Source organism: Streptomyces sp. G7(2002) (genome assembly GCF_028870195.1).
Taxonomy (GTDB): Bacteria; Actinomycetota; Actinomycetes; order Streptomycetales; family Streptomycetaceae; genus Streptomyces; species Streptomyces nigrescens.
Window position 1 is genome coordinate 2394151 of sequence record NZ_CP102609.1, and the last position, 16939, is coordinate 2411089.

At 73.7% G+C, this 16939-nt stretch carries 15 protein-coding genes; 6 read left to right on the forward strand and 9 right to left on the reverse strand.

Translation table 11 applies throughout. The annotated features are described in order from the left end of the window. Positions 1-33 precede the first annotated feature (33 nt). Together NUT86_RS09680 and NUT86_RS09685 are read left to right on the forward strand one after the other, a co-directional pair. Positions 34-708: an HAD family hydrolase gene (locus NUT86_RS09680; RefSeq protein WP_159490058.1), complete on the forward strand. Its 675-nt coding sequence runs from the start codon at positions 34-36 to the stop codon at positions 706-708. A 15-nt stretch (positions 709-723) separates the two neighbouring features. Further along, positions 724-1173, forward strand: coding sequence for an NUDIX hydrolase (locus tag NUT86_RS09685; RefSeq protein WP_159490060.1), 450 nt, complete (start codon positions 724-726; stop codon positions 1171-1173). Between the two features lie 79 nt (positions 1174-1252). Here NUT86_RS09685 and NUT86_RS09690 read toward each other — a convergent pair whose 3' ends face one another. The 3 genes from NUT86_RS09690 to NUT86_RS09700 form a co-directional block, all read right to left on the reverse strand. Continuing rightward, a complete protein-coding gene (locus tag NUT86_RS09690) occupies positions 1253-3115 on the reverse strand; it encodes a hypothetical protein (protein ID WP_274734700.1) in 1863 nt (620 codons plus the stop codon). 130 nt (positions 3116-3245) lie between these two features. Further along, complete coding sequence (locus NUT86_RS09695) at positions 3246-4871, reverse strand: ABC-F family ATP-binding cassette domain-containing protein (RefSeq protein ID WP_274734701.1); 1626 nt, start codon at positions 4869-4871, stop codon at positions 3246-3248. Between the two features lie 318 nt (positions 4872-5189). Continuing rightward, positions 5190-6611 carry a cytochrome P450 gene (locus tag NUT86_RS09700; RefSeq protein WP_274734702.1) on the reverse strand — a complete coding sequence of 474 codons (1422 nt, stop codon included), beginning with the start codon at positions 6609-6611 and terminating at the stop codon, positions 5190-5192. 75 nt (positions 6612-6686) lie between these two features. Between NUT86_RS09700 and NUT86_RS09705 the strand changes: the two genes are divergently transcribed. The 3 genes from NUT86_RS09705 (at position 6687) to NUT86_RS09715 (ending at position 9186) form a co-directional block, all read left to right on the forward strand. Beyond that, positions 6687-7088 (forward strand): hypothetical protein, encoded by a 402-nt coding sequence (locus NUT86_RS09705; RefSeq protein WP_093647872.1) that lies wholly within the window; start codon positions 6687-6689, stop codon positions 7086-7088. 155 nt (positions 7089-7243) lie between these two features. After that, positions 7244-8044: a response regulator transcription factor gene (locus tag NUT86_RS09710; RefSeq protein ID WP_274734703.1), complete on the forward strand. Its 801-nt coding sequence runs from the start codon at positions 7244-7246 to the stop codon at positions 8042-8044. Further along, the gene (locus NUT86_RS09715) at positions 8041-9186 is read left to right on the forward strand and encodes a sensor histidine kinase (RefSeq protein ID WP_274734704.1); all 1146 of its coding nucleotides are present in this window, start codon (positions 8041-8043) and stop codon (positions 9184-9186) included. Before NUT86_RS09710 ends, NUT86_RS09715 begins: the two co-directional genes overlap by 4 nt. A gap of 24 nt (positions 9187-9210) precedes the next feature. Here the strand turns inward: NUT86_RS09715 and NUT86_RS09720 are convergent, their stop codons facing one another. From NUT86_RS09720 to NUT86_RS09745, 6 genes are all read right to left on the reverse strand, one after another. Next, complete coding sequence (locus tag NUT86_RS09720) at positions 9211-10530, reverse strand: MFS transporter (RefSeq protein WP_274734705.1); 1320 nt, start codon at positions 10528-10530, stop codon at positions 9211-9213. Further along, on the reverse strand, positions 10527-11093 hold the full coding sequence (locus tag NUT86_RS09725; protein WP_274740437.1) for a winged helix-turn-helix domain-containing protein: 567 nt from the start codon (positions 11091-11093) through the stop codon (positions 10527-10529). The genes NUT86_RS09720 and NUT86_RS09725 overlap by 4 nt, the downstream gene beginning before the upstream one ends. 150 nt (positions 11094-11243) lie before the next feature. Continuing rightward, entirely contained in the window at positions 11244-11885 is a 642-nt protein-coding gene (locus NUT86_RS09730; RefSeq protein WP_266450076.1) for a cytochrome b/b6 domain-containing protein, read from the reverse strand. After that, positions 11869-12621, reverse strand: coding sequence for a molybdopterin-dependent oxidoreductase (locus tag NUT86_RS09735; RefSeq protein WP_093647881.1), 753 nt, complete (start codon positions 12619-12621; stop codon positions 11869-11871). Before NUT86_RS09735 ends, NUT86_RS09730 begins: the two co-directional genes overlap by 17 nt. A gap of 81 nt (positions 12622-12702) precedes the next feature. Continuing rightward, positions 12703-13692 (reverse strand): hypothetical protein, encoded by a 990-nt coding sequence (locus tag NUT86_RS09740; protein ID WP_274740439.1) that lies wholly within the window; start codon positions 13690-13692, stop codon positions 12703-12705. A 330-nt stretch (positions 13693-14022) separates the two neighbouring features. Next, the gene (locus tag NUT86_RS09745; protein ID WP_159490078.1) at positions 14023-15678 is read right to left on the reverse strand and encodes an FAD-binding dehydrogenase; all 1656 of its coding nucleotides are present in this window, start codon (positions 15676-15678) and stop codon (positions 14023-14025) included. Positions 15679-15887: 209 nt separating this feature from the next. Between NUT86_RS09745 and NUT86_RS09750 the strand changes: the two genes are divergently transcribed. Beyond that, complete coding sequence (locus tag NUT86_RS09750; RefSeq protein WP_274734706.1) at positions 15888-16781, forward strand: DMT family transporter; 894 nt, start codon at positions 15888-15890, stop codon at positions 16779-16781. Positions 16782-16939: the final 158 nt, after the last annotated feature.

The following is a 16939-nucleotide window of genomic DNA, read 5'->3' on the forward strand; positions in this document are numbered from 1 at the left end:
GGTCGGTGGAGTGGGAGAAGGGCTGTGCGGCGGATGCTGATCTTCGATGCGGATGACACGTTGTGGGAGAACAACGTGATCTTCGAGCGGGTCATCGACGAGTTCCTGGAGTGGATGACCCACCCCGGACTCGACCGGGCCGGGGTGCGCGCCGTACTCGACGCGATCGAAGCGGCGAACGCGCCGAAGCTCGGATACGGCAGCAAGGTGTTTCTGCACAGCCTCGGGGAGTGTGTGGCGCAGCTGCGCGGGCGGGCCGCGACGGCCGAGGAGTCGGCGCGGATCGCCGGGTGGGCGGCGGCCTTCGCCGGGGACCGGGTGGAGCTGATTCCCGGGGTGGCCGAGACCCTGGCCGAGCTGGCCCGGCGGCACGATCTGCTGCTGCTGACCAAGGGCGACACCGAGGAGCAGGAGCGGAAGGTGGCGGCCTCCGGGCTGACCCGGCACTTCCGGGGTGTGCACATCGTGGCGGAGAAGAACATCGCCACCTACGAGCAGCTGAAGCGCGCCTACGACCTGGTGCCGGACTCGACATGGATGATCGGGAACTCCCCGAAGTCGGACATCCTGCCCGCCCGTTCGGCGGGCCTCAACGCGGTGTTCATCCCCCACGAGCACACCTGGGTCCTGGAGCACAGTGAGCTCGACCCGGCCGACGACAAGGTGCTGCGGCTGCCGGCGTTCGGCGACTTGCTGCACCACTTCTGAGCGGGGTGAGGGGAGATGACCACAGTGGGACCCAAGGTGTCCTGTGTGTTCGTGTGTCACGACGGCGCCGGGCGGGTGCTGCTGGCCCGGCGGAGCGCCGGGGCCAGGGACGAGCCGGGGACCTGGGACTGCGGCGCCGGCGCGCTGGAGTTCGGGGAGACCTTCGAGGCGGCCGTGGCCCGGGAGGTGCACGAGGAGTACGGGGTGCGGCCGCTCGGCATCGAGCAGATCGGGGTGCGCAATGTGCTGCGCGGCGATCCGGTCGACTCGCACTGGGTGGCGGTGGTCTTCGCCGTACGGGTGGCGCCGGACGGGGTGACGATCGGCGAACCGCACAAGTTCGACGCGCTCGACTGGTTCGCCCCGGACGCGCTGCCGGAGCCGCTGCATTCCCAGTGCGGGGAGACGCTGGGGCTGTTCGGCGCGGGCGCCCGGACCCGGCCGGACCGCGCGGCCCGGGGCTGACTGCCGGTGGCTCCCGGACCGCCACCGGCGGACGGGAGCTCCTCCTGCCGCGTCATGACGCGGCAGGAGGAGGCCGCGGCTAGGCGGTGACGGCGGCGACCGTCCGCCGGGCGGCTTCGAGGAGTTGCTCGTCGGCGTTCATATCGGCGTCGTCGGAACCGGCGTGGTGCGGGAGCCGGGTGCGTCGGTCGATCAGTGCGCGCAGCTGCGGGAGGGCCGGGCGGGCGTGCTCCCCCATGGCGGCCAGGGTGGTCATGGCGACGGGGCCGAAGAGATCGTCGTCGAGGTACTGCGGGAGTACGGCGAGCAGTTCACCGGCGGCGGCCGGCCCCTCGTTGCGCCATACGGCCCGCGCACCGAACACCTGCATACCGCTGGGCAGGGTGAAGACGAGGTCCCGCAGCTGACGGGACTGCTCCGGTGTCAGGCCGCCGTGGTCGAGCAGCCACTCGAAGAGAGCGGAGCGGTCGGGCACATACCGCCGCAGCCGCGACGGGGAGCGCAGGGCGGACTCGATGAAGTGACGTTCGCCGGTGATCCGGGAGAGGGCGAGCGCCCGGTAGCCGGCGCGCTGCCGGGATTCCCTGGTGAGCCGTTCGAGCAGTGGCACCGCGGCCCTCGCGGGGGCGCCGATCCGGCCGAGCGCGGTGACGAGGCGGAGCTCGCGGCGGGTGGCCCACTCGGTGCCCTGGGCGTCACGCAGGGCGCACTCGGTGCGGAGCGCCTCGATGAGTTCGGGGACGCAGGCCGCCGCCGCGGGGCCGAGGTCGTCGCTCATCGCGGTGGCCGTCAGCACCGAGAGGGAATCGCCGGAGCGGAGCAACTGCCTGATGAACGGGGCGAGTTGGTCGGCATCGGCGGTCCCTGAGCGCAGCAGGCCGCGGACGGCGGCGACCGCCCCGGCCGGTGGTGTCCCCGACGCCAGCCGGGCGTGCACGGACGGGGCGGCGCGCGGGTCGTCCACGGTGGCCAGGGCGTAGGTGATCGTCCAGGCCGTGTCGGAGCGGGGGTGGTGGGTGGTGGGCAGGAGGGCCGCCAGGTCGTCGGCGGCGAGGCGGGTGGCGGTGCGGGAGGCGCAGAGCGTGTCCACGGCGAGGTCGCGCAGGGCGGGCGGTGCGGTGCGGACCAGGGCTGCGAGGTGCGGGGTCAGGGCGGCGGGGGCGGCCCGCCAGATCTGGAGGGCGCGCCGGGCGAGGTGCACCCCGACCCGCCGGCCGTGGGCGCCCGCCGCGCCGGTCAGCAGCCGGGTGGCGGTGGCGTAGCAGTGCCGCTCCCGGCCCTGCCGGGACAGGGCGTCGCCCCAGCGGCTGCCGAGGATCCGCGCGCGGTCCGCGTCCCGGTCGGACAGCGCGGCCAGCTCCGCCACCGCCTGCGCGTCCAGGGCGGCCCACTCCTCCTCCGGCGCCGCTCTCAGCTCCGCGATACAGGCGGCCAGGCGGATGCCGGGGAGCGGGTCGGTGCGCAGCGGCCCGGGCGGGCAGGGGGTGTGCGGCAGGTGGAACAGCAGTGCGTCGGCCAGGGCGATGCGGGTGGCGGGGTCGGGGTGGGTGTCGAACGCCGTACGGGCCCGGTCCGTGCCGCCGGCGCGTACGAGGAGGCGGACGGCGGCCCGGCGGGCGTCCGGGTCGGGGTCGTGGAGCCGGGCCGCTGCCGCCTCGATCGGGCCCTGCCATGACGGCGGGCCGTTGAAGGCCAGCTCGGTGAGCAGGGTGAGCGCGGTGCGGCGTACGGCGGGGCGGTGGTGGCCGGTGAGTCCGATCAGCTCGTGGGTGACCGGGCCGTCCCGGTCGGCCCGGACCGCGTCGAAGACGGCGGTTCTGAGCGGGGCGCCCGGGGTGAGGACGGAGCCGTCGACGACCGCCGCGGTCACTGCGGCAGAGTGGTCGACGTCAGCGGCTGACGGGGCGGAGACCGGGTCCTGGCCCGGGGTCCGCGCGGTCATCGGGTGGGGCGGTGGCCGCCCTTCCTGTAGGTCATGCGGAGGATCATGACCCACGGGAAGGGATCCGGCAACCGGCTTTCGGGGGCGGACGACGGGGCGGGGCAGCGGGGCCCGCCCCGCCCGGCGCCTCCTACAGCGGTGCGATGTCGGTCAGTTCACCACCCTCCGTCGACAGCCAGCGGGTGATGCCGAGGTCCCGGAGGAACGTCAGATCGTGGCTGACGACGAGCAGTGCGCCCTCATAGGACTCCAGGGCGGTGACCAGCCGCCGGACCGACGCCAGGTCGAGGTTGTTCGTCGGCTCGTCCAGCAGCAGCAGCTGCGGGGCCGGTTCGGCCAGCATCAGCGCGGCGAGCGAGGCGCGGAAGCGTTCACCGCCGGAGAGCGTGCCCGCCCGCTGGTCGGCACGGGCGCCCTTGAACAGGAAGCGGGCGAGCCGGGCCCGGATGCGGTTGTTGGTCGCGTCCGGGGCGAAGCGGGCGACGTTCTCGACGACGGTCAGCGCGGGGTCGAGCACCTCCAGCCGCTGGGGGAGGAAACGGTGGGGGACATGGATCTCCGCCGTACCGGCCGCCGGCGGGATCTCACCGGCGACGGTCCGCAGCAGGGTGGTCTTGCCGGAGCCGTTGGGGCCGGTCAGCGCGATCCGTTCGGGGCCGCGCACCTCCAGATGGGCACGGCCGCCGTAACGGGCCTGCAGGTCGCGCAGGGTGAGCACGCCCCGGCCCGGCGGCACGGCGGTGTGCGGCAGATCGATGCGGATCTCGTCGTCGTCCCGGACCGCTTCGGCGGCCTCGTCGAGCCGGTCCCTGGCCTCCTTGAGGCGTTCGGTGTGCATGATGCGGTGCTTGCCCGCGGAGACCTGGGCCTCCCTCTTGCGCTCATTCATGACGATCTTCGGCTCGCGCTTGTTGGCGCTCATCTTGTTGCCGTAGCGGACCCGGCGGGCCAACTTGAGGTGGGCGTCGGCCAGTTCGCGCTTCTGGCGCTGTACGTCGGCCTCGGCGACCCGCAGCATCCGCTCGGCCGCGTCCTGCTCGACGGCCAGGGCCCGTTCGTAGGCGCTGAAGTTGCCGCCGTACCAGTGGACCTCGCCATCGCGGAGGTCGGCGATCCGGTCGACACGTTCGAGGAGTTCACGGTCGTGGCTGACCACGACGAGCACTCCGGACCAGCCGGCGACCGCGGTGTACAGCCGCTGCCGGGCCGCCCGGTCGAGGTTGTTGGTGGGCTCGTCGAGCAGCAGGACGTCCGGCCGGCGCAGCAGCAGGGCCGCCAGCCGGAGCAGGACGGACTCGCCGCCGGAGACCTCGCCGATGGTGCGGTCGAGGTCGATACCGGTCAGTCCGAGCTGGTCGAGGGTGGCGCGGGCGCGCTCCTCGACGTCCCAGTCGTCGCCGACGGCGGTGAAGTGCTCCTCGCTCGCGTCGCCGCCCTCGATGGCGAGCAGCGCGGCGCGCGCGGTGTGGATACCGAGCGCCTCGTCGACCCGCAGGGCGGTGTCGAGCGGGGCGTGCTGGGGGAGGTAGCCGATCTCGCCGGCGACCTTGACGGTCCCCACAGTCGGGGTGAGTTCGCCCGCGATCAGCTTCAACAGGGTGGATTTTCCTGCACCGTTGAGGCCGATGAGGCCCGTGCGGCCGGGGCCGACGACCAGGGGGAAGTCCTCCAGGACGGGGCTGCCGTCGGGCCAGGTGAAGCCGAGGCCGGTGCAGACGATGGACGCGGCGGACGCGGAGGTGGGGGACATGGACATACGGGTCTCCTGAGCGCGGGTGAGCGGGGTGGGGAATGCGCGAAGAGACACCGCGTCGGAACGCCGGGTGCGTCGGGTACGCCGTGCGGGTACGCCGAGGTCGCGGACGGGCCGCGCGAGGCATGATTCGCCGCTCCGGATACCGGAAGCGCAGGGCGAATCACCGCTCACGGGCGCGGTGTCTCAAGACCTCAGACGAGCAACGGCCTTCTCCGATCGGCGGCAACAGCAACGAGGTTGACGGTACGGGGGACGCCGCCGAAAAGCAAACGCATTTTTCGTTGCGTTTAGATTCCTCCCGGACGGCGTCCCCGGGCGCTACTCCCCCGCCCCGGTGCGCGGCCGCAGACGAACCCGCGCCGGACCGGTCGCCTGGAGGGTGATCCCTGCGGAGACCGGCACCTCCTCGTCCACGGCTTCGAGTTCGTACGCGCGCAGCAGCACGGCCAGCGCCAGCACGGACTCCAGCATCGAGAAGTGCTGCCCGATACAGGCACGCGGCCCGCCACCGAACGGGAACCAGGCGTAGCGGTGCCGCTCCGCCTCCCGCTCCGGTGCGAAGCGCCGCGGATCGAAGCGCTCCGGATCCGCCCACAGGTCCGGGTTGCGATGGGTGACCCAGGGCGCGACGACCACATCGGCACCGGCCGGGATGCGGAAACCACCGATCCCGGTGGCCGCCACCGCCCGGCGGCTGATGACCGGCGCCGCCGGATACAGCCGCATGGACTCCTTGAGCGCCTGCGTCAGATACGGCAGACGGTCCAGGTCGGCGGCCGTGGGGGTGCGGTGGGCCAGGACGCGGTCGATCTCGTCCCGGACCCGCGTCTGCTCCTCGGGGTGCCGGGCGAGGAGATGGAGGGTGAAGGCGAGGGAGGTCGCGGTGGTCTCGTGCCCGGCCAGCAGGAAGATCAGGACCTGTTCTCGGACCTCGGTGGCGTCCAGGGAACCGTCCTCGTCATTGCCGGCCGCGGCGAGGAGCGACAGCAGGTCCTCCCCCTCGCCGTCCGCGTCGCGGGCCGTTCCCCGCGCCGCCCGCCGGTCCGCCACGATCCGGTCGCACAGCGCGTTCATCTCGTCGGTGGCGGCCCGCGCCCGCAGGTTCCCGGGGGTGGGCCACTCGCGCGGGATCTTCACGGGGACGTAAGCGCGCCGTACGACATACGCGTTGATGACCGGGGCGCAGCGGTGGATGGTGTCCACCGCCGCCTCCGCGTCCAGACCGAAGAGGATCCGGGAGACGGTGCGCAGCGCCAGCCGGTTCATCTCGGGGACCAGGTCCACGGTGGTGTCGTCCGCGGTCCGCCAGCGGTCGGCGAGGGTGGCGGCCTCGGTGGTCACCGCCGACGCATAGCCGTCGACCCGGCGCTTGGTGAACAGCGGCTGCACCAGCCGCCGCTGTCGGAGGTAGTCGGCGTCCTGGCTGGTGAGCAGGCCGTTGCCGAAGGCCTGCCGGACCTCCTCGTAGAGCGGGTGGTCCTTACGGAAGTTGGCGGCCTGGGAGGCGAGGATCTGCTGCACGCCCTCGGGCGCGAAGACCGCGTGGAACACGCTGCGCAGGCCGGGCGGCCCGGCTTCCAGGCGGACCACATCGCCGTGCGCGCGCTGGGCTCCTAAAAAGGTGCTGAGGGAGTCGCGACGGAGGTCGAGCATCGAGCCGAGCACGGGGAGACCGGCCGGGCCGGGTATCGCGTGCTCCGGTGCGGAGCCGGGCTGAGGGTGGAATTCGGTCACGGGCATGCCGGATGTCTATCCCCACGAGCCGGGTTTCTATCCCGTCGTCGTGCGTCATTGCGGCCCACGTAGCATGAATCGGTGATCAACAAGCCTGCCGGACGGACAGCCCCCGCGACCCCGTGCCGGGTCACCGTATGCCGCGGCTGCTGCTGCGGCGATGCGGCCAAGATCCCGGGCGTCGACCACGCCGGGCAAATACCCCGCCTGCGCGCGGCGCTCGACGGCGCGGCGCCGGTACGGGCCTCGGAGTGCCTGGACGTCTGCGACCAGGCGAATGTGGTCGTGGTCCAGCCGTCGGCCGCGGGGCGGGCGGCCGGCGGGCGCCCGGTCTGGCTGGGACTGGTCAACGATGACGAGGCGCTGGCGGACATCGCCGCCTGGATCCGCGCCGGCGGTCCCGGCCTCGCGGAGCCGCCGGGTGTGCTCGACCTGTACGCGTTCACGGTGTCGCGGCGGGTCCGGGAGGGGCTGGAGGGCTGAGGCGCCGGGGCGCCGCCGCGCCCCCGCAGCCGCCCGTCCCGGGCACCGCTACTGGTTACCGGAGTCTTACGGACCCGGGCCGGGCCGCCCGCGCCCGCCCGCGGTGGTGTTGGCTTGAGCCATGACGTACCTCCCGGGAAGGGCACGCTGACCCTGTGCACCCCGCCACACCGCCCTCCGCGCCTCCGCCCCTCCCCTCCCACGGGCCGCCGCGCCGTGTCCTGGTGGTCGAGGACGACCCGACCGTCGCCGAGGTCGTCACCGGCTACCTCTCCCGCGCCGGCTACACCACGGCACGCGCCGCCGACGGTTTCGCCGCCCTCGACCGGGCCGCGGACTTCCGTCCGCATCTCGTCGTGCTCGATCTGATGCTGCCGGGCATCGACGGCCTGGAGGTGTGCCGCCGGCTGCGGCGCGGCGACGGGCCCGCGGTTCCGGTGGTGATGCTGACGGCGCGCGGTGAGGAGGCGGATCGCATCCTCGGCCTGGAGCTGGGCGCGGACGACTATGTGACCAAGCCGTTCAGCCCGCGGGAGCTGGTGCTGCGGATCGGCTCGGTGCTGCGCCGTGCGGAGTCCGCGCCGCCGGCCGCGGCGCCCGCCGCCGTCCTGCGGGCCGGGGATCTGACCGCCGACCCCGGCGGCCGGCGGGCCGACCGGGCCGGGCGTGCGCTCTCCCTCACCGCCCGCGAGTTCGATCTGCTGGTCTTCCTGATGCGCCACCCCGGGCGGGTCTTCTCCCGGGAGGAGCTGCTGCACCGGGTCTGGGGCTGGGAGTTCGGCGATCTGTCGACGGTGACGGTGCATGTGCGGCGGCTGCGCGAGAAGATCGAGGCGGATCCGGCCGCGCCACGGCTGGTGACGACGGTCTGGGGCGCCGGCTACCGCTTCGACGCCGTGGGGGACGAGCCGCCGCCGGAGGACGGCCCTCTGCGGGGAGACGGACCGCTCTCATGACGGACTTCCTGGTCATCGTGGCGCTGGCGGCGCTCGGCGCGGCGCTGGCGGGGCTGCTCGCGGCGCCCGCGGTACGGGCGTTGCGGCGGCGCTCGGTCGCCCTGTCGCTGTTCGCGGTGGCGGCGCTGGCGGTGGCCGCGATGGCGGCGGGCACGGTGGCGGTCGCCCAGGCGATGTTCCTGTCCGGGCACGACCTGGGCGTGGTGATGGCCGTGGTGGCCGTCTCCGGGGTGGTGTCGCTGGCGGCGGCGCTGCTCTTCGGACGGCGGATCGCGGCGGGCAGCCGGGAGCTGGCGCGCTCCGCCCGTACGGTCGGCAGCGAGGGCGGTTTCGTGGCACCGGCCGAGCCGCCCACCGCCGAACTGGCCGCGCTGTCAAAGGCGTTGGAGGAGACCAGCGGACGGCTCGCCGAGGCGCGGGAGCGGGAGCGGGCGCTGGATGCCTCCCGGCGGGAGCTGATCGCCGGGATCTCGCACGATCTGCGCACCCCGCTCGCCGGACTGCGGGCGATGGCCGAGGCGCTGGAGGACGGGGTCGCCGAGGACACCGCGCGCTATCACGCACGGATGCGGATCGAGGTGGACCGGCTGGCCGCGATGGTCGACGACCTCTTCGAACTGTCCCGTATCCAGGCCGGTGCGCTGGCCCTGACGCTGTCGCGGGTGTCGGTGTACGACCTGGTGGACGAGGCCCTCGCGGGCGCCGGGCCGCTGGCGCGGGCGAGCGGGGTGCGGCTGGTGGACGGCGGGGTGGTACCGCTGCCGGTGCGGGTGGACGCCCAGCAGATGACCCGCGTCCTGGGCAATCTGCTGGTCAACGCGATCCGTGCCACGCCCGCCGACGGCACCGTCGCGGTCAGTGCCCGGCACGCGGAGGGCCGGGTGGTGCTCGCGGTCGAGGACAGCTGCGGCGGCATCCCGCCGGAGGATCTGCCGCGGGTCTTCGACACCGGCTGGCGCGGCGGTGCGGCCCGCACCCCGCGGGCGGACGGCAAGGGCGGCGCCGGACTGGGGCTGGCGATCGTCCGCGGCATCGTGGAGGCCCATGAGGGCCGGGCGACGGTACGGAACGCTGGGGCGGGCTGCCGCTTCGAGGTGGAACTGCCGGCGGCGGAGGCGCAGGCGGGGCCGCCGACGGCGTGAGCGTACGGGCGCGCGGGCGTTGCCTCAGTGGCGCGACGACGCCCCGTCCCGTTCCGCCGCCCCGTCCCGTTCCGCCGCGCCGGGGCCGGGCTCGCCGCGCTCCCCCTCCGCGGGGCGCACCGGCAGCTCGCGGACCGTCCGGACCGGAGAGAAGAGCAGGATCAGGGCGGCCAGCGGCACCCCGGCGGTCATGATCCACATGGCGGTGCGGACGCCCAGGGCGGAGCCGAGCGCGCCGCCGAGCAGCGCCCCCAGCGGCAGGGTGCCGTAGTTGAGGAACGAACTGCTGGCGACCAGACGGCCGAGCAGCGGCGGCGGGCAGTAGCTCTGCTGGAAGCTCACCTTGAGGATGTTGCCGGCCACCACCCCGGCGGAGACGCCGAAACTGCCCGCCACATAGAGCAGCGTCCCGGCGCCCGGGGAGGTGAGCGGGATGAGCAACGCCGCACAGGGGACGCCGAGTTCGAACAGGAGCATGGCGCGGGCGGTGCCGATCCGGCCGGCCGTGCGGCGCACCACGAAGGCGCCCGCGATACCGCCCGTACTGGCCAGCGCCAGCAGCCCGCCGACGGCGCCGGGCGCCAGACCGACCTCGCGGACCAGGAAGACCGCCGTGAGGGACTGGTACCCCATCAGCGCGAGGTTGGAGGCGGCCCCGAAGAGCGTCAGCGTACGGAACCAGCGGTCACCGGCGACCAGTCGCAGCCCCTCGGCGACCTCCCCGGTCAGCGACCGGGGCGTGCCCTCGCGGGACGCCGGGCGGGGTTCGCGGTGCCGGATGCCGAGCAGGCACAGCAGCGCAACGAGGAAGGTGGCGGCGTGGGCGAACAGCCCGTTGACGGCGCCCGCCAGTTGGGCGATGAGTCCGCTCGCCCCCTGTCCGGCGATCTGGGCCGCGGAGGCGCTGCCGTGCAGCTTGGCGTTGCCCTCGGCCTGGTCGGCGGGCGCGAGGAGGGTGGGGAGGTAGGCGCTGTACGCGGTCTGGAACAGCACCGCGGCGGCACCGGTCAGCAGGGCCACGGCGATCAGCAGACCGAGATCGAGACCGCCGTACCGGGCCAGGACCGGTACGGCGGCGAAGAGCACCATCGACAGCGCGGCGGCGGCCAGCATCAGCGGGCGGCGGCGCAGCCGGTCCACCCACACCCCGACCGGGAGGCCGATCAGCAGCCAGGGCAGCCAGCCGCAGGCGCTGATCAGCCCGACCGCGAAGGTGGAGGCGTGCAGGGTGGAGACCGCCACCAGCGGCATCGCCACATTGCTGACCGCCGCTCCGAACTTGCCCGCCGTCTCCCCGCACCACAGCAGCCGGAAATCGCGGTGGCGGCGCAGGAGTCCGCTCACCGCTCGTCCCGTTCCTTGCGCGGGAAGGAGTGCAGCTGGACGAGCACGGGCCGGGCCTCCTCGGCCTCCGGAGCCGCCCCGTCCCGGGCCGCCGCCTCCCGGTGCCGGACGACCACTGCCTCCAACTCCGCGTTCAGCGCGGCGAGCTGTTCAGGTGTCAGTCGCAGGTCCTGCCAGCGGGAGAGGGTTCCGGCGTCGCGCCATTCGGGGCTCCACTCCTCGGCGAGGTAGGTGGTGACCTGGTCGAAGCCCTGGTGGACGGTTTCGTGCAGGTAGACCGACAGGGCGCCCCGCATGTCGGGGTCGTCGCGGAAGTCGTTGGTGTCGAGGCGGCGGGCCGCCCGCACCGCGCGCCACCAGCGCTCGCGCCGGGTGCCGCGGCCGGTCTCCTCCTCGATGAAGCCGTGGTCGGCGAGGTGGCGCAGATGCCAGCTGACCGTGCCGGTGTTCTCCCCCAGCCGCCGGCCGAGTCCGGTGGCGGTGTCCGCGCCGTCGAGGGTCAGCAGGTCCAGGATGCGCATCCGCAAGGGGTGCGCCAGCCCGCGCAGACTGCGGGCGTCCATACGGCGCACGGGAGGGGCGGTGGACGGCGTCGGCGGCGACGGCAGCGACGGGTTCGGCTCGGGGGCATCAGTCATGGATGCCAGCCTAGAGTTGCAGAGAGTCCTCTGCATAGAGTTCTCTGCAGAGGAACCTCTGCAATCTGCCGCGCGCTAGGGGGTGTTGTTCTCGTGGTCCCACAACGGGTGCTCGCGCCTTGCCCATTGGGCGTCGACCGATCCGGTGCGCAGACCGCGGCGGGACTCGGGGTCGCCGAAGGCCTTCCAGATGTGGCCGGCGATCACCAGGACCACGGCGAGCGCGAGCCAGTCGTGGACGAAGGTGGCGCCGGTGCGCCACACCAGGGGCGCGAGGTCGGTGAACCACATCAACAGGCCGGTGCCGAGCATCACGAGGACCGCACCGGCGATCCAGGCGGCGTAGAGCTTCTGGCCGGCGTTGAACTTTCCGGCCGGCCGGCCGCCCCGGCGGCGGAGGGCGGCCCGCAACCACTGGCGGTCGTGCGGGCCGTAGCGGTTGAGGCGGGTGAGGTCGGCGCGCAGGGCGCGGGAGCCGAGACCCAGCAGCAGGGGGACGGGCAGCAGGATGCCGGACCACTCGTGGACGGTGACCATCAGGGCGCGGCGGCCGACGAGTTCGGCCAGGAAGGGAAGGTAGAGACAGCCTGCCGTGAGGACACAGACGGCCATCAGCGTGGCGGTGGCCCGGTGCACCCGGTGTTCGGCGGGGGTGAAGCGGGGGACGCGGGGGCGCGCGGGGGCCGGCACGGCGGGGCCGTCAGGTCGTGGGGGCATCGTCGCGTCCGTTCGACCGGCCGACCCAGGCGTCGACGTCATATCCACGGTCCTCCCAGTATCCGGGCTCGACCCGGCCGGTGACGGTGATCTTGGAGAGCCACTTCGCCGACTTATAGAAGTACATGGGCGCGACATAGAGGCGCACCGGGCCGCCGTGCGCATGGGCGAGCGGTTTGTCCTGCATCCGCAGGGCGACCAGGACGTCGTCGCGGCGGGCCTGTTCGAGGGTGAGGGACTCGCTGTAGGCGCCGTCGAAGCAGGTGAAGCGGACGGCCCCGGCCCCGGGGCGGACCCCCGCGGCGTCGAGCAGGGTGGAGAGGCGGACCCCTTCGAAGGGGGTGCCGGGCACCCGCCAGCCGGTGACGCACTGGACATCGCGCACGAGCCGGGTCTGAGGCAGTTGGCGCAGGTCGGCGAGGCGGTAGCTGGTGCGGTGGCGCACCAGGCCGTCGACCGTGAGGCGGTAGCTGCGGGCGTCCTTCTCCGGTACGGATCCGGTCACCGAGTAGTAGCGGAAACCTCCGCCGCCCGGGAGCAGGCCGGACAGGCCGGTGGGGTCCTTCTGTGCGGCGGCGCCGAGGGCGCTGTCGTAGGCGCGCTGCAGGAAGGGTGCCGTCGCCACACCGGCGGCGCCCGCGGCGAGCATGCCGAGCACCACCCGGCGGCCCACGGGGGTGCCCTGTCCGTCCTCGCCGCCGCCCGCCGCACGGGCCGGTTTCGCATCCCTGGTCATGCCCCGATTCGAACACCGGGCGGCCGCCGGGGCCAGCCTCCGGGCCCCGGCGTCAGACTTTCGTCATCAGCGCCACCGGGGTCAGGGGGCGGTGGTGTCCCCGGCCCGGCGGAGGGCGGTGTCCCGTGCGGCCCGGAACGCGCCGTCGGCGTCGTGGCCCGTGTACGACCACGGCGCGCGGGTGGGGTGCGGGCCGATGCGCTGGAAGAGCGCGGCGGCCTCGGCCATCCTCCCCTCGTGGAACGTGGCATGGGCGAGGAAGTTGAGATCGACCTTGCCGCGGGGATGGTCCTCACCGCCCCATTCCAGCCACCAGTCGAAGGCGTCCTGCAGGATCTGGTGGGCGCGCCGGGTGGACCAGTGGCCGCAGTCCGCCGGGTCGGCGGGTGCCAGGCCCCCGGCGGCCAGTACGCGGTAGCGCTCGGCGTGGGCCACGACGGGGAGGAGGGCGAGCGGCGAGTCGGCGGGGGCGCGGGCCGCGGCGCGGGCGGCGAAGGCATGGGCCGGGTGCCGGGGGTCGTCGCGGGCGGCCGGTTGCTGTTCGGCCAGGGCGGCCGTCATGAGGTGGTGTGCGTGGTGGTGGTCGCGGTGCCGGGCGCGGATCTGCCGGAAGGCGTGGTCCCGGGCGTCCGGGGTGCCGGTGCGGCGGGCGAGGATCAGCGCGCCGAGCCAGGGCGTGGGGTCCTCGGGCAGCATCCGGGCGGCGGTGGCACAGGCCTCGGCCGCGTCCTCGGTGCTGCTCTCGCCGTGCAGGGCGAGCCGGACGGTGGCGAGGGCCAGGAGGGTGGCGGCATCACCGCTGTCCGGTTCGGCGAGCCACCAGTCGCCGGCCCAGGCGGCGCTGCCGGGCGAGGTGGCCAGGACGGTTAACCGGTGTCCGCGCAGATCCCAGTCCTCACCGGTCTCGGTGAGCAGGCTGCGCACCCGGGCCCACTGGCCGAGCGCCAAACCGTCGGCGGCGATGGCCAGTTGGGCGTCGCCCAGGGCCGGGGCGAGGACCGGGGCGAGGACCGGGCCGCCCGGACAGCGAGCGCGTCTGAGCGGCGGCGGTGGCGTTGGGGAAGGGGAAATCGAAATCACGGGTCAGGGGCTCCATGACGCGCCGCACCGGCCCGAACAACCCCCTGAGTCGTCCTCAGTGGGGTGGGACCGGATCCGTGCGCGCCTCTACAGAGGGTGATGGCTTGGTCCGCACCAGTCATCACGCAAAGCAAAGCGCTACGTAGAGCTCCGCGTCAAGACGGGAAGGGGAATGGCTGAATCCGCCAACCCCCCTTCCGTATCACGGTATTGAGCGGCCGGCCACCGGAATGCGGCGCGGGGCCGCGCACCCTCCGCTGCCCCGCGCCGCCCGTCTCCTCCGCGCTCCCGTCCGTGCCCCCGTCTCCCCCGTCTCCCCCGTCAGGACACCGCACGGGCCGCCGCCCGCCCCGCCGTACGTCCGGAGAAGAGACAGCCGCCGAGGAAGGTGCCCTCCAGCGAGCGGTAGCCGTGCACTCCGCCGCCGCCGAACCCGGCCGCCTCGCCCGCCGCGTACACGCCCGGAAGCGGCTCCCCGCCGTCGGCCAGCACCCGTGAGGAGAGGTCGGTCTCCAGACCGCCGAGCGTCTTGCGGGTGAGGATGTTCAGCCGTACGGCGATCAGCGGGCCCGCCTTGGGGTCGAGAATCCGGTGCGGCGCCGCGGTGCGGATCAGCCGGTCGCCCAGGTACTTACGGGCCCCGCGGATCGCCGTCACCTGGAGGTCCTTGGTGAAGGGGTGGGCGATCTCGCGGTCGCGCGCGACGATCTCGCCGCGCAGCGCCTCCTCCGCGATCAGCGGCGTTTCGGTCAGCTCGTTCATCCGCCGCACCAGATCCGTCAGCGAACGCTCGACGATGAAGTCCGCGCCGTGCTCCATGAACGCCCGTACCGGGCCCGGCGCACCGGCCCTGGCCCGCCCCAGCACCTCACGGATGCTCTTGCCGGTCAGATCCGGGTTCTGCTCCGAGCCGGAGAGGGTGAACTCCTTCTCGATGATCTTCTGGGTGAGCACGAACCAGGTGTGATCATGGCCGGTCCGCATGATGTGTTCGAGCGTGCCGAGGGTGTCGAAGCCGGGGAACAGCGGCACCGGCAGCCGCTTTCCGCGGGCGTCGAGCCACAGCGGGGACGGACCGGACAGGATCCGGATGCCGTGCAGCGGCCAGATGGGGTTCCAGTTGTCGATGCCCTCGGTGTAGTGCCACATCCGGTCACGGTTGATGATCCGGCCGCCTGCCGCCTCGGCGATGCCCAGCATCTTGCCGTCCACATGCGCCGGGACCCCGGACAGCATCCGCCGCGGGGGCGTGCCGAGCCGCTTCGGCCAGTTGGCGCGCACCAGCTCGTGGTTGCCGCCGATACCGCCCGAGGTGACGATCACGGCCTGGGCCCTGAGCTCGAAGGCACCGGCCACCTCACGGCTGCTGGGCCGGCCGCGCTCGACGTCCGAGGGCTCCAGTATCTCGCCGCTGACGGTGTCCACGCTCCCCGCGCTGCGCGCCAGCCCGGTCACCCGGTGGCGGAAGCGCAGCTCCACCAGGCCGCGGGCGGCCCCGGCCCGTACCCGGCGCACGAACGGGGCGACCAGACCCGGCCCGGTGCCCCAGGTGATGTGGAAGCGGGGGACGGAGTTGCCGTGCCCGGTCGCGTCATAGCCGCCGCGCTCGGCCCAGCCGACGACGGGGAAGAGCCGGACGCCCTGCCGGTGCAGCCAGGAACGTTTCTCCCCGGCCGCGAAATCGACATAGGCCTCGGCCCATTTGCGCGGCCAGTGGTCCTCGGGCCGGTCAAAGCCGGCCGTGCCCAGCCAGTCCTGCCAGGCCAGCGCATGGCTGTCGCGGATCCGCAGCCGGCGCTGCTCGGGGGAGTCCACCAGGAACAGACCGCCGAAGGACCAGTGCGCCTGTCCGCCGAGGGACTGCTCGGGCTCCTGGTCGAGCAGGATCACCTTGCGTCCGGCGTCCACCAGCTCCGCGGTGGCCGCCAGACCCGCAAGCCCCGCTCCGATCACGATCACATCAGCGTCGTACGCCATCTCTGCTCTCCTCAACGGGGCACTCCGGGCGCCCCGGCCGCAGTGGTGGAACGATCCTCAGCGCACCCGACTGCCGCGTCAACCACGGTGTTACCGGGTGGTACATCGAGGCACGCGGGAGAATGGTGGGTGACCAGGGCCACGCCACGCCCGACGCCGGATGACTATCCTCAGGCGCATCCCCCACCCCGCGCGATACGAGGTGCGACGTGACGGTGATATTGCTCGCCCTTGGAGCGGCCTGCTGCCTGGGACTCGGCTTCGTGTTTCAGCAGGCCGCGGCGCAACACGCCCCGATGAAGGACTTCCTGTCCGTACGCCTGCTGCTCGACCTGGTGCGGATGCCGCTGTGGCTGGCCGGTATCGGTCTGATGGTGATCGGGATGGCGCTCGGCGCGGTGGCGCTGGGGATGGGCGACATCACCCTCGTGGAGCCCCTGCTGGCGACCAATCTGCTGTTCGCGATGGCGCTGTCACGGCGGCTGACCCGGCAGCGGCTCGGCCGGAGCGGCTGGGCCGGGCTGTGGCTGCTGGCGGGCGGCGTGACGGCCTTCATCGTGGCCGGGCAGCCGGAGGGCGGGCGCAGCAACGCCGATCCGATGTGGCAGTGGCTGATCATGGGCCTGGTGCTGGGCACCGCCCTGCTGCTGGCGGCGATCGCCAAGCGGGAGCGGGTGCATGTGAGCCTGGAGGCCGCGCTCCTGGGCGTCGCCGCGGGACTGATCTACGGGCTCCAGGACGCGCTGACCCGGATCAGCGGTGAGCGCTTCGGCAGCGGCGGATGGTCGGCCCTGCTCATCAGCTGGCAGCCGTACGCCATCGTCGTGCTCGGGGTGCTGGCGCTGGTGCTGGTGCAGAGCGCCTTCGAGTCGGCGCCGCTGCGGCTGTCGCTGCCCGCGCTGACCGCCGCCCAGCCGCTGGCCGGAATCCTGTGCGGGGTGGGGTTCCTCGGTGACCAGCTGCGGGTGACGCCCGGGGCGCTGGCCTGGGAAATCATCGGGATCGTGGCGGTCGTCGCGGGCATCGTGCTGATCGGCACCCATCCGGCGATGCCGCCGGGGGCCGGGCAGCGGGAGAACGCACGGGAGCTGCAGCCGCGCTGACGCGGCCGCTCCGGAGCGGCATCTCGCGCGGCGCGCCGGCTCGTCGCCGCCCGCCTCCACTCCCCCGTCCGGCCCACGGCCGCTCCCCCGTCCGGGCCTTCCTCGCGTCCCGCCCCTCGGCCCGGCTCGTCGCCCGCCCCCGCCCCGGCGGGTGCGGC